Genomic DNA, 13,488 nt, shown 5'->3' on the forward strand with positions numbered 1-13,488 from the left:
TTTCAATTAATTTAGGATGATGAATCCCTAGTAGAGATATTCTTAGTTGTTAGAAAAAGAATTATTTGGTAATTTTTAGCATTTAAGCTAGATTTATGATGAATGTCAGTTTTATGGAATACGGTATTGAACTTATGCCTAGTTGGAAGAAGTACAACAGGGCTTATGGAATAAGTATTATATATACAAACCTGACAGACTCTTGATCCACAGTCAAATAATAAATCAGTTTTAGGTAAAGAGTTAGGATAGCCTGTATTTGTTTTAATTACTAGCTATAAGCCTGAGAATATGTTAACTCATAGTTTTGTAGACAGTGATAAATTTCTCACCAGCTTTTTTGTATATATTATTCTCAGACTATGAAACTAGGCTCAAACTTAAATATAAGTAAGAAGTCATAATTCACTATTCATGATGGTTTGTAAATAACATTGATTCACTTTTATCTATAGATAATTATTAATTTCAAATTTTTTGTGAAAACTCTTGAAATCCCACTTAGGGAAATCCTAGTATCTCACCTGTACCATTAACTACTTCACCAATTGCAAAAGCTGATATATCATACTTTTGAAAAAAATCTATGGCTAATTTCAATTGCTGTACTGGTAATAATAAGACAAAACCAATACCCATATTAAAAGTATCATACATGACTTGAGGACTAATTCCTCCAGTTTCTGCCAACCATTGAAATACTGGTAACGTAGGGATGTTTTTAACATCTATTTCTATAGATTGTCCTTCACCCAAACACCTAGGTAGGTTTTCCGGTAATCCACCCCCAGTAATATGAGCCATGGCATGGATATCTATGCCTGCTTGACGTGCAGCTAGTACTGGTTTGACATAAATATGGGTGGGTATGGTAAATATTTCCCCTAAACTTTGACCATTAAATATAGTGGGGCGGGCACTCCATTTTAATTTCTTGTTCGCAATAATCTCCCTTACCAAGCTGTAACCATTACTATGTAAACCAGAACTCGGCAAAGCAATCGCAATATCGCCTATTTGCACCCGAGAACCATCCAAAATTTGCCTTTTTTCCACAACTCCCACGCAAAAACCGGCTAAATCATACTCACCTAATTGGTAAAACCCCGGCATTTCTGCGGTTTCCCCTCCTAGCAAAGCACAGCCAGCTTGCTTACAACCATGGGCAATACCTGCCACCACATCCAATAAATTTTCCGGTTCCAGTTTCCCAGTTGCCAAATAATCTAGAAAAAATAAGGGCTCAGCACCAGATGTTAATACATCATTAACACACATTGCTACTAAATCAATGCCAACTATATGATGGCAACCAGTAACCTGGGCAATTTTCAGCTTAGTTCCAACACCATCAGTTCCAGAAACCAGAACTGGTTCTTTGTAACCTTCTGCTAATTGAAAACAACCACCAAACCCCCTAAACCCCCAATTACTTCCGGGCGGAAAGTACTATGTACAGAACTGCGGATTCTTTCTACAAAGGATTTACCAGCTTTAATATCAACTCCTGCGTCCTTATAATCCATGAAATTAAAATAATGCAAGTTTCCACAACAAAAATTATGAATTAACTGTTAAAATAACTCATAACTCCAATTAAAATACCTCATTTTGAATCCCATCACATTATCAATATCAATCTAAGCTTATTAAATCTTGGTTAATATATTTCAAGAGTTGTATATGTTCCTTATGCAGTAGGATTTACTTCGTATTGCTCCAATTTTATTAGATATAGTTATCTTGATAAGTAAATTTTAGATACTCTATCTATAGATGATAAATATAATTCTTGCCTGTCCACAAAAAACATAAAATAAAGGGCAAAAAAGCAAATTTGTTTATTAAACCATCATTAGAAACTTTCATATTAAACTATGGTAGTTCATAGTATTTTTGAAATAGTCATTGAAAAGACTGAATCATAATTTGTAGTGAACTAAGAGTAAATATTTTGATGCTTACTCACAAATTGTTTATTGGGTTATTAATTGACTTTGATTATAACTCTAAGGAAATCTACCCGTGACTTTACCTATGATATTTTGAATTCGCAAAAAACCATAATGGCGACTATCAGTGCTTTCAGAATAGTTGTCCCCTACTAGAAAGCAAGAGCCATCCTCAAGCACTGCAGCTACTCTTTTAACTATTTTTTCCCCTTGAAACGGGAGTTGTGCAATAACTATATCGCCTACTTGTGGGTAGATTTGTTTATAGGCTTGAGTATCTACTAGGATTTCTTCCCCTGATTGTAATAGGGGAATCATCGAAGAACCTATTACACGAAATCTCTTCCTGAAGCCAAAAATTAATAGTAATAACTTTTTAGAGGTTTCAAGCCACTCAAGCATAACTCCAAAGGGAAACACCACCAAATTATTTCTAGCTACTAGCTTTATACCAGGAAATATCTCGCTTCTTGGTAGACCAGAATATTTGATGGATATTTTGCACTGAATCCATTAGTTCTTGAGCATTTTTTAGACTTACTTCTACCTTACAAGCAGAACATAGTTTTGCTGCTTTCCAAAAAATATCATGTAAGTCAGGATATTGTTCAATATGGATTGGTTTAAAGTAATCGGTCCAAAGAATCAACAAATCATCTTTGGTTTTTTGAGCCTGCTCTTCCTTGATGGATATATAGCGAGACAAGAGATTCTGATAAGCAATATGAGCTGCTTTATCACCAGTAGCAGGTACTTCCAAATCTATGATTTTCTTAGTCATAGACAATACTGCCTCTGCAGTAATTCTCGCAGAGGCGGGATCGTAAACCCCACAGGGACCATCACAATGAGCATGTACTTCTGGGGCAGGAAAGCAATTTCTTAGTATTTTAACAATTGTATTCAACATTGTATCTATAGATTGACTCATCTTGGAAATGCACGAAAAAAACTGGTCAGTATCGGGGAAATTAAAGTATACAAACAACAAACATCCCTATAACATATAGCTTAGTGCTATTTGGATTGCCAAGCAACCCAAATAGCACTAAGCTATATGTTATTTTTTATTAGAAATCTTCCGAGGATCCACATTCTCAATAAGCCTATCTTACAAATTATGAAAATCCTTATTTTTAGAGCATTTCAAAGCAACAATATAGAGGTAGAATCTTGAGTATTTTCAACATGTTATCACTAGGATTTTTATAACTCAGATATCAAATGCTGGTATTTCTGAATAATTATTGCCGTGACTTGCGATACAGTTAAGCCATCGGTATTAATCTCAATAGCATTATTAGCTTTTTGTAAAGGTGAAACCTCACGGTTACTATCTTTCCAATCGCGTTCAGCTATTTGTTTTTCTAGTTGTTCCAAAGAGACCTCTGGTTCCCCCTGCCGTTGAAAGTCTTGCTGGCGACGACGTGCCCGTTCTTCTATAGAGGCATTGAGAAAAATCTTGACTTCTGCATCTGGGAAAACATGGGTACCAATATCTCTTCCCTCTGCTACTAAACCACCTTTTTGGCCCCATGTTTGTTGCTGCTTAACCAAAGCTTGACGAACAGACTTATGGGAAGCTACCGCTGACACATTAGATGTCACTTCCACTGACCTAATCTCTTCATTCAGATTATTCCCATTAATCATGATGGTTAATGAATATAGAGGATCTTCGCTTGGAGTAAGTTCAATACAATAATGACTCACCAACTCCGCAATCGCACACTCATCATCCACTTTAATGCCATGTTGTAATACTAACCAAGTTATAGCACGATACATAGCCCCTGTATCTAAGTATACTAATTTGAGTTTAGCTGCAACCTGATGGGCAACAGTAGATTTGCCAGCTCCTGCAGGTCCATCAATGGCAATAATAGGTTGGCGATTACGTAGGATAATATTATCAATCAGACGAGTATTGCCTATATGAGCAGCAATTGCCAACATTCCTTCATCCTCTACTATATCTATAGGCATTAATGTATTCGGCTCTACCAATTCAATGTACTCCACAGATAAACTGCTAATTTGCGCTAATTCTTTACGCACCAGAGCAATAAGAGTTTTACTACGACGCAGACCAGAACCGAAACCTTCTTTAGCCTTTATTAAAGCGCGATACAAGCCATTAGCTTGCTGTATCTGATCCCCTGTCAAATAATTGTTGCGGGAACTTAAAGCTAGCCCTGATATTTCTCTTACTGTTGGGCAAGCAATAACTTCCATAGGAAAATTAAGATCAGCCACCAATTTCCTAATAATTGCTAGTTGCTGTCCATCTTTTTGACCAAAATATACTCTTTCCGGCTGTACTAAGTTGAAAAGCTTGATCACGATTGTTGCAACACCCTGAAAGTGACTTGGTCTAGAACGACCACATAAGACAGATGTCATAATATGTGGTGGTATCACCTGTATCACCGATGATTCTGCTGAATTCTTTAGACCAATTCCCATTTCTTTTGAAGTTGGTACAAAAACCGCATCTACCCCGGCTTGTCTACAAAACTGGTAATCTTGCTCCAAAATCCGGGGGTAATTATAATAATCCTCATCAGGGCCAAATTGCAAAGGATTCACAAAAATACTGACGATCACTGTATGGTTTTCCTCACATGCCCTGTGTATGAGGCTTAAATGTCCTCTATGCAAAGCTCCCATAGTAGGAACCAAACCTACGGTAGTATAAGACAAGTTACTTATATCCCAAGTGATTGGCTTATCTACTACGCAATTAGGTTTTCGGCGTTGAGTCAAATAGCAACGTAAAGCCATAATACTTGTCAGCAAGCGCACAAAAACTCCTCTAGCCCCAATTTCTTTTTCCCACTAATTTATATCCGAAATTGGGGTAGGATGCCAGGGCATCAGAGAAAAATAGCCCTTACAGTAGAGTGCCCAAATATTTACAAAAGATGGTCTTTTGACAAAGTGAAATTAATAATAGGATTTTACTTTTTTAGGCAATGTGAAATTTTCAGTCATTTTAATTAACTCAAGAATAATTTGATTTTGAACAGTTATATGATTGAATCTTGCTTTGCATCGATACTAATTGGGATTTTATTTATCCATAATTTGAACTTTTACAGGTGCAATTCCCCTACGTATAATTCCCAATACCCTTGCTGCTCCATAAGATAAGTCAATAACTCGACCGTGAATAAAGGGACCGCGGTCATTGATGCGCACAATTACTGAGCGTCCATTATGAGGATTAGTAACCCGCACTCTTGTTCCAAAAGGCAAGGTGCGATGAGCTGCAGTCATTGCCTCTGGATTAAACTTCTCCCCAGAAGCAGTCTTATTCCCGGAACCATCATAACCATAAAAAGAGGCAATGCCCTTGAAGATATGGTTTTTCCCCCTGAATCTATAAGCCTTACTCAGGTTTCTTCTCGTGCCTGTATGATGCACTATCAAAAACCTCTCTGACTGATTCAGTGCAATTTCCTTAACAACTTGCGAACTATCAATTTCTTTTAAGGAAGATATTGAACTCATTAATATTGGCAAGCGATTAGACACATATATTAAATTCTGCCCTAGGTTTTTTATTGAATTGAACCCTTGAGATTTGTATTCTCCCACCTTAACTGTATTAATAGTTGCCAATAATCTATAAGAAGTTGTTTTTCCTCTTTTAATCTGCGAGCAACCAATTGAGAAGCTTCCTAAAATAGCTGCAAACAGAGTAACAGTGATCCACATTTTTCTTTGATTCATGCATCCAATTTCTAAGCTAATGAAAAAACTAGTTACATCCAGAAGTGTAACTAAGGTATCGCTATGATATATACATCCTATAAATTGAAGTCATCCCATCTTCACATCTCGCTAATGCCCGGAATAGGCTAACACAATTTTTTGAGCCTGAGTATCAGAACCCTACCATACCTAGTTGTTGGAAACCCGAAATAAAAACAAAAATTGCCAAGTCACTACAGAACCTTCCTTAATTGAAGATATTAATAATGCTACCTTTTCTCATAGATATTCGAAAGAATTTACAAAATTTCGGAAAGTATTTGCTTGTTACATTTTAAATTATTGAAGGTGGGTAGTGATTTTATAGTTTAGACAAACACTGAAGGGAAAAATTCACCCGTTGATTATATTTACTAACTTGAAAATCACTAAACTAATAATAGTTTTTGCAATCTCTCTAGATTAACATTTATGCTTTTATCAATTACATTTAAAAAACAAGTCAACCTAAACAAATTTTGAGTTGTCATTTAATGTTTTACACAATGGTATGATGTTGTTGTTATTCAATCGTACTGATATGGCTTCCAACCATCAAGCAAGTTAGGGTAAATTATTGGTTGAGAAAAAGTATTTTGTAATCCGGAAAGACGTTTACGTTTAGTTTCCTTAGTCAAATTCCATAAAGTTTCATAGAAGAACAAGGAAACACCAGAGAAGTTGTGATTGCGCACTTGTTTTATCTGCGCCTGGATTTGCTCGATAGGTACGGATTTGTTTTTTAAACCAGCAAGAATGCCAATACTCACTGGAATATGGCTTTTAGCAGCTTTGACTTCTGCTTGCTCTAGCTCTTTAATAAATACATTCATATCATTACGATATATTTGAATTACCAGGTCTTCTAAAAATCCCATCCTTTCCCATCTTTGCCAATCTGCCAAAAAGTACTTATAAGAAAACCTTTGGGGGTTTGGTGCAACAGAAACAATACAATCTCCCCTTTCGGCCTTAATGGCAATAAATATACGCTCCATGAAGTCTGTAATTTTATTGGCACGCCATTCTACCCACTCAATATCTTTTGGATCTATTGGGGGAGACTTACCGGAATGCTCTTGTTTATAAATTTTTACTGTATAAGGATCATATCCCAATTCTGAAGGTAAACCAAAATGGTCATCAAATTGAATCCCATCTATATCGTATTTTCTCACTATCTCAACAATTAAATTTTGGATAAAATCCTGTACATCTGGGCGAAATGGATTTAACCATACACGATCATGAGTCCCTTCCTTCCAAATTTTACTTCCATCATGGCGATTTGTTAACCAATAAGGGCGTTTCTTTGCCAATTGTGAATTAGCTGGAGCCATAAAGCCAAACTCAAACCAGGGAATTACCTTTAACTTCTGTTTATTGCCCTCTTTTATAAGCTCTTTAAGTACATCTCGGTTTTTTAAGCCTGGCTCAGGATGAAGAGAAATACCTGTAACGCTTTCAGCAATTTTGCTTGGGTATATAGTATAACCCCAATTCCATACCGTTGGATAAATAACATTAAAATTAAGTTTCCTAAGCTGTTTTAAAGCATTCTTTAAGTGATTAGGTTGAAATAAAACATTACTATCAATATTAGTCAACCACACTCCTCTCAATTCTGTTGTTTGTTTTACCTCCAGGAAATCTAGGGATAGATTTTGAGTATTCACAGAAAAACATAATATCACTATTATAGCAACACTAAAAGCTGATACACCCAGAGATAATAATCTTCGATTTTTCAGCAGATTAAACCAATAAAATCCAAAATACTGAACTAACAGAAAATTCATAGATTTACAACTAATATGAAAGTCTACATTAGCATCATCCAACTATTAAATTACATAATGGTGTCTAGAGAATGAAAAGTCATACTTGTACCAGTTTAAAACACATACATACTAAACATACTAGATAGTCAACATTGCGTTTATGTCTGCAGTTTATATTCTAATTTTAGTGGAAATTAACAAGTAAAACTAGGTATGATCAGTACCAAAGCTTTTCCATATTTTATAGCATGAATGGTTTATATTTTGAACTCAATCAAGAATTACATGGGAGATAAGTAGTGTGAATTCAAAAAAATGTTATGATCCTGAATCTTGAATTCGAGCGTAAGGTTACGACACATATTCCACAACCTAAATGATATCAAAGTAAATACCCTTAAATCAGTCAAATAGCTAGTCATTATTGATTATGATGCTTAAAACCTGGGAAAGTATAGTAATAGAATCTTATCGGTATATTTACAATTTATTTTATAATTAGTTTGGATGAACAGATAATATTATTTCTGGTGCATATGTAAATAAAAAAATAAATAGTAAATCAGTGAGCACTAAACATAACATGCTATTAAATCTATTAAAACTGGATTTAGTTGCAGAGAGGGACAATTTTATTGCTTCCAATAGTGCAAGGGTTACAAATTTACAGCCAAGCCAAAATTTATGCCTGCTAATAATACCTGGGGTCGTTGCCATATTCTTTCTCTTGCTAACTTTACCAAAGCTGAATATGATACTGTGCTAAAAACAACTGCTAGTTTTTGGGAAGTTCTATCCCGGGGAATAAAGAAGGTTCCCACTCTTCAAGGACAAGTGGTAGCAAATTTATTTTTCGAACCATCGACCCGCACTCGTAGTAGTTTTGAAATAGCAGCTAAACGGCTTTCTGCAGATATCCTGAACTTTTCTTCTGCTACTTCTTCCATGACTAAGGGGGAGACTATTCTCGACACTGCTAAGGCTTATGTGGCAATGGGAACCGATATTATGGTTATTCGCCACCGGCAAGCGGGGATACCACAAGTAATTGCTCAGGAAATGGATAATTTAGGAATAAAGGTAAGTATCTTAAATGCTGGAGATGGACAACATGAACATCCTTCCCAAGCACTTTTGGACTTATTTACTATTTGTACCCTTCTAGATGCCAAAAACCCCCGCTTGGATCTTTTGAAGGGTAAAAAAATAGCTATTATAGGAGATATCCTACATTCTCGCGTTGCTCATTCTAACATATGGAGTTTAACAGCAACTGATGTAGAAGTACATCTAGCTGCACCACCAACATTATTACCAAGGTTTTTTAATAATTATGGTCAAGATAGAGCAGGAAAAATATTTCTGCATTGGCAATTAGAACCAGCCTTAGAGGGTGCAGACTTTGTCATAACCCTACGGTTGCAAAAAGAGCGTATGGCTTCCTATTTATTACCTTCCTGGCGTGAATACCATTATTTATTTGGCATTACTAAGTCAAAGTTAAAACTGTGCAATCCCAATGTAAAAGTTCTACACCCTGGTCCAGTAAACAGAGGCATAGAAATTAGTTCCGATCTAATAGATGATCCAGAAATTAGCTTGATTCAAGATCAAGTTACTAGTGGTGTAGCTGTACGGATGGCATTATTATATTTAATTGGCAGTTGTAAGACCATAGGGGAAGAGAAAGAGTAAAGAGTTGGAATAAATAGCAAGGAAGTAAAAAATTACAGAAAAGCTTAATAGGTAGAAGGTTATAGTTTTTGTTCTATCAGAGGTTTAAAGATTAGCCAAAATTTGGGTTAGCAGTTAGATTTATAAGCATTTCCAATTCCTTTTTAACTAGTAAGGCGATTTAAATATCTTTCAATTAGTAAGATCGCAACAATATCATCTATAGGTTGTGATGGGGTGCGTATACCAGGTGGCAAAATTTTGATTAAACCTTGAGGTGGATACATTTGCCAATATCGGTCCCGCGCTTCTAGAGAAGTATATCGCTCATCTACCATGATGATGTTTACAGGCTTGAGGAGATCCACCTGTAATAGCTTTTGCCACCCTTTAGCAGTAGTTTGATCTCCCATTACTATTAGAGAAATGGGGAATTTTTCCTGAAGGTTATTGATGGTAGTAATAACTTGCTTGGCAGGTAAAACTTGGTGGTTATAGAGTTGACGATCCAATCCCATAACCGCAATGCCACACTTATCGCGGCCTGGATCAAAACCTAAAATTGTTGGCTGCGTGGGAAAAAATTCCTGATGATCGTTTGTCATTCAATTTGAGATTTTTGATTTTAGATTATCTCGATGGGATGGCAACTATAGGTTTAAGGATTTTACTTTAATACCTCGATATAACTAAATAATCTAGGTTTTCAATTTAAATAGATAAATCCGCACCCATTAGTTTTCTTTAACCAATTATCTAATGACCTATATTATTTTGACATAATCCCTGTTTATAAAAACAATAGAGTTATTCAGAAACAAGAGAAAATGTAAAGTTAGTAACTAGATATGGAAAATGCCAAAAATTGAGGACGCTTTAAAACATGAGCTGCCAGTTTTGGCAATAACATAATTAAACTAGAAAACTTTCAAGTCCTGCTATATTCATAAAGTGTCTACCTATGAATAGCAAATATGTTCTGTTTAACTATAAGTTCTTCTTGGAGTTAACAGCAAACAAATGTTTGTTTCTAACATATCAGCTGAATTTGCATTCCGTTCAAATTCAGCTGATATATGAAATCTGAATTTAGCAATATTATTAATACTCCAGCTCATTAGCTTATTAGTAGACCTATAGGTTATAATATCTATATATTATTTAATAAATAAGACAGTACAACAATAACTTTTACTAAATAGCATAGAATAATTTGTTTATATTTTTGATGGACTTAAGTAAGTTATTACTGATTCATAATAAAATCATATTCAATATTCTTATTATACAAGATACAAGTTGATATACAAAAAAACTGAAATTCTTACAATAAAAAGTGAATATATATTTAAAAATAAATTATGATCTTATTGGAAAATCTAAAGTTTCTCATTACCTGTAAATTAGCATAATATAAGTGTTTTTTAGGAAATCCATATCTATTATCAAAATAAAAAATATGGAAATTATAATACAAAAAAATAAAATGCCAATTATCTAGCAACACAGGCTGAAAAACAAAAATTCAAAGTTATTTAAGTGCTAAAAATTAGTTTTCCATGATACATTGCAATTAATTTTACCTTTAGAGGCCCTGCTGTGTAAGTGTTTTGGGCAGCAACTGCTCTGATTTCTATTGCTTGTTTTTGTTTATTAATTTGAGCCATAAATTGCAAAAAAGTACTATCTACCTCAATACTTTCTAATATACCTGCATTACGAGCGCGGAATTGAGAAGCTGAAATCAATAACTCCAAGCGCTGACGCAATTGATAAGATGTCATTGTTTTAGGGTCGGTAGTAGTGACAGCTAATATTTCACCTTCCGAAAAAACTAATTGATTTAAAGCAGCATCAGCAAAAAATTCAATTTGATCTTCCCCCCTAACATAATTGCCAGCTGATAATACCCTTACAACATATTGTTTACCATCTCGAATTTTCTGACTTAACTGCTTAATCTGGTCTTGGTTAATCTGTACAATCTGATTATTGCCTGGATTCGTACCAGGTTCTGCTAATTGAATGTTAGCATTGTGATTAGCTTGTTCCAGCAGTTTAATTACTAATTGACTGGTAGCAGATGGTTTTTCCACACTCACAACAGCAGCTGCCAATACTTGACCACGAATAAGAGCCAATTTTCCCAGACGTAAATCGCGGTAAGACTGATAGTATTTCTCTAGTCTGGCAACTTCTCCTTCCAGTAGACTCCTTTGCTTTTCTAACTCTTGCAGACGAAATTCTTTTTTTAATATCGCTTCTTCTCTCTGAGAGATTTCCAAATTACGCTTTTGAATAATCCCGTCTAATTGGATGATTTTGTAATCACGTTGTTCAATAGCTTCTCGACGCTTATCCAGTTCTTGTTCTCTTTGTGCAATTGCTGCTTGAGACTGATTATAAAGTTTATGCTTTTCTATTGTCCGCAACTCAATTTCTTGTAAGAGCTTGCTTTTTTCTTTGTAAGCACTTTTAATCTCACCTCGAGCCTGTTTGAGTTTATATTGGGTTTGTATTTGTATTCTCAATGCTTTTTTTAGGTAAGAATTAATTTTCTCTAATTCCTGCTTGGTTTTTTCTAGCTGATTTTTTACTTGTTTCTTTTCCTTCCTGTTAGTCTCTAAATTTAGAGTAATATTATTGAGCTTTTGATTAGTAATTTCTAACTCCTGAGCCGTATTATCTAATTGCTCTCGTCTATCTCTAAGATCCCTCTGAATATCATCTAACTCAAAGACCCCTTTACGTAAGCCCTCATCAGCAGCAAATAAAATACCTAGGGTAGATGCAGATACTAAAATACCAGTCAACATGGTAATCATCACCGCCGTATTTTTGGGGCGCATGCTAAATAAGGATAAACGAGCCTTGCCAACACGTGTGCCAATGAGATCACCAATGGTGGCAATTACGCCTCCCAGAATTAAAATTGCCAAAATCAGGATATGCCCAGCGTCCATTGTATTTTAACTAGCCAAATCCCTCCAGATAAAATCTATAGATTTTGAAAAAAACACCAAATGAAGAATTCCACAATATTAAACACACTTTAAATTTAATATACAAGTAGTAATGGGAGAGTAGAGTCAGAGCTTGGTTATTGTGATTTAAATTTTAAATTATTTAGCACAATGCCAAGTTTTCCCTACTCCAAACCCCAAACTATAAATTCAAGTAAACTGCCTACTTAAAGTTACTGGTTTATGTACAGTAATCTTTTTCTTGTGTATGGAAATCATCTTCTTCTCACGCAAGTCTCCTAACAATCTAGTTACAGTTACTCTTGTAGAACCAATTGCTTCAGCAATTGCTTGGTGAGATAATTTGAGGTCAATAGTAATTCCATCTGCACAAGGAACTCCAAAATCACGGCAAAGAATTAACAAAAAACTCACCAACCTTGAGCCCATATCCCGGTGAGCAAGAGTTTCAATCATCATCTCCGTTTGGAGAATCCGTGAAGAAAGACCCCGTAACATTAACATTGATAACTCAGGATTCTCCTTGAGTGCTTGCTCTACTTGCTCAATAGGAGCCGAGAGCAATTCCACAGGTGTAAATGCAACTGAATGGTAAAACCTGTCCGACTTGTTCCCCGTCAGCAGTGATAGCACTCCAAACACGCTATTTTCGCGTAATAGTGCTACCGTGATTTCTTCTCCTGCCTCGTACACCCTGGATAATTTTACTGCTCCTTTTAAAAGAAAATAAACTCGTTCAGCAGGATCACCAGGAAAAAAGATCGTCTTATTTCGCTCAAAGGTCTCTACAACTGGAGGAAAAGCACCAGTTGCCATCTGGCGAAATACATTTGCTAGGGCTTTGTCTTGTGTCACGATCATCTCTCTTCCCCTACCCAATGCCGAAAAAAATAAAACTGATTTCCTTTGAATACATCCAAAATTTCAAAAACACATAGTCAAGTGTTTATGTTTTTCTATACTTAACTCTCCTCTTGTAAGTTATTGGTTCATGATGACATATTATTTTTCATAATTCCACATGCTACTTTCTAATAGATTCTTATAACAGCTGATGTTTTCTAGTTTTGTTAAGAAAAATCTAATATGTATTGAGCATATATTAAGGATGTCCGATTAATTCAAGGAGAATAGTTAACATACAGACCCAATCGAGGGAAAAAGAAGATATATTTATTCCCAGAGGGTACCTGAAAGGCTGGCCATATTTTAACTCAACCCCCTCAGTCTCAACCATAAAATATGTACTAGTAAACATCAAGATCATAATCTCAGTCTGAATAAGATCTGTTTTTGCACTCTAGCATGTGCATAGGAATGACTGGATAAAATATTTAATTC

The 13,488-nt window shown here is 35.2% G+C and carries 9 protein-coding genes and 1 pseudogene; 1 reads left to right on the plus strand and 9 read right to left on the minus strand.

The genetic code is table 11. The annotated features are described in order from the left end of the window. Positions 1-501: 501 nt before the first annotated feature. The 6 genes and pseudogenes from purM to RINTHH_RS05355 form a co-directional block, all read right to left on the minus strand. Positions 502-1,526: pseudogene (gene purM / locus RINTHH_RS05330) on the minus strand (phosphoribosylformylglycinamidine cyclo-ligase). 483 nt (positions 1,527-2,009) lie between these two features. Then, the gene (locus RINTHH_RS05335) at positions 2,010-2,354 is read right to left on the minus strand and encodes a S26 family signal peptidase (RefSeq protein WP_081606234.1); all 345 of its coding nucleotides are present in this window, start codon (positions 2,352-2,354) and stop codon (positions 2,010-2,012) included. 31 nt (positions 2,355-2,385) lie between these two features. Continuing rightward, positions 2,386-2,883, minus strand: coding sequence for a superoxide dismutase, Ni (gene sodN / locus RINTHH_RS05340; protein ID WP_196794890.1), 498 nt, complete (start codon positions 2,881-2,883; stop codon positions 2,386-2,388). Positions 2,884-3,158: 275 nt separating this feature from the next. After that, complete coding sequence (locus RINTHH_RS05345; protein ID WP_044304701.1) at positions 3,159-4,757, minus strand: bifunctional pantoate--beta-alanine ligase/(d)CMP kinase; 1,599 nt, start codon at positions 4,755-4,757, stop codon at positions 3,159-3,161. 267 nt (positions 4,758-5,024) lie between these two features. Continuing rightward, the gene (locus tag RINTHH_RS05350) at positions 5,025-5,687 is read right to left on the minus strand and encodes a septal ring lytic transglycosylase RlpA family protein (RefSeq protein WP_008233800.1); all 663 of its coding nucleotides are present in this window, start codon (positions 5,685-5,687) and stop codon (positions 5,025-5,027) included. A 548-nt stretch (positions 5,688-6,235) separates the two neighbouring features. Next, positions 6,236-7,507, minus strand: a complete 1,272-nt coding sequence (locus RINTHH_RS05355; RefSeq protein WP_008233801.1) for a glycoside hydrolase family 10 protein — start codon at positions 7,505-7,507, stop codon at positions 6,236-6,238. Positions 7,508-8,173: 666 nt separating this feature from the next. On the opposite strand from RINTHH_RS05355, the gene RINTHH_RS05360 reads away from it, so the two are divergent. Next, positions 8,174-9,184 (plus strand): aspartate carbamoyltransferase catalytic subunit, encoded by a 1,011-nt coding sequence (locus tag RINTHH_RS05360; protein WP_044304703.1) that lies wholly within the window; start codon positions 8,174-8,176, stop codon positions 9,182-9,184. A gap of 143 nt (positions 9,185-9,327) precedes the next feature. On the opposite strand, the gene RINTHH_RS05365 is transcribed toward RINTHH_RS05360, so the two are convergent. The 3 genes from RINTHH_RS05365 to ntcA all read right to left on the minus strand — a co-directional run bounded on the left by RINTHH_RS05365 (position 9,328) and on the right by ntcA (position 13,008). Beyond that, complete coding sequence (locus RINTHH_RS05365) at positions 9,328-9,768, minus strand: pre-16S rRNA-processing nuclease YqgF (protein WP_008233803.1); 441 nt, start codon at positions 9,766-9,768, stop codon at positions 9,328-9,330. 930 nt (positions 9,769-10,698) lie between these two features. Then, on the minus strand, positions 10,699-12,126 hold the full coding sequence (locus RINTHH_RS05370; RefSeq protein WP_008233804.1) for a DUF3084 domain-containing protein: 1,428 nt from the start codon (positions 12,124-12,126) through the stop codon (positions 10,699-10,701). 210 nt (positions 12,127-12,336) lie between these two features. Then, a complete protein-coding gene (ntcA, locus tag RINTHH_RS05375) occupies positions 12,337-13,008 on the minus strand; it encodes a global nitrogen regulator NtcA (protein WP_008233817.1) in 672 nt (223 codons plus the stop codon). Positions 13,009-13,488 lie beyond the last annotated feature (480 nt).

This window comes from Richelia intracellularis HH01 (assembly GCF_000350105.1).
GTDB lineage: Bacteria > Cyanobacteriota > Cyanobacteriia > Cyanobacteriales > Nostocaceae > Richelia > Richelia intracellularis.

What these genes read in the sequence shown, in the direction of transcription:
- RINTHH_RS05335 (WP_081606234.1), bottom strand. Translation starts at nt 2,354, where the DNA reads ATGCTTGAGTGGCTTGAAACCTCTAAAAAGTTATTACTATTAATTTTT.
- sodN (WP_196794890.1), bottom strand. Translation starts at nt 2,883, where the DNA reads ATGAGTCAATCTATAGATACAATGTTGAATACAATTGTTAAAATACTA.
- RINTHH_RS05350 (WP_008233800.1), bottom strand. Translation starts at nt 5,687, where the DNA reads ATGAATCAAAGAAAAATGTGGATCACTGTTACTCTGTTTGCAGCTATT.
- RINTHH_RS05355 (WP_008233801.1), bottom strand. Translation starts at nt 7,507, where the DNA reads ATGAATTTTCTGTTAGTTCAGTATTTTGGATTTTATTGGTTTAATCTG.
- RINTHH_RS05360 (WP_044304703.1), top strand. Translation starts at nt 8,174, where the DNA reads ATGCCTGCTAATAATACCTGGGGTCGTTGCCATATTCTTTCTCTTGCT.
- RINTHH_RS05365 (WP_008233803.1), bottom strand. Translation starts at nt 9,768, where the DNA reads ATGACAAACGATCATCAGGAATTTTTTCCCACGCAGCCAACAATTTTA.
- RINTHH_RS05370 (WP_008233804.1), bottom strand. Translation starts at nt 12,126, where the DNA reads ATGGACGCTGGGCATATCCTGATTTTGGCAATTTTAATTCTGGGAGGC.
- ntcA (WP_008233817.1), bottom strand. Translation starts at nt 13,008, where the DNA reads ATGATCGTGACACAAGACAAAGCCCTAGCAAATGTATTTCGCCAGATG.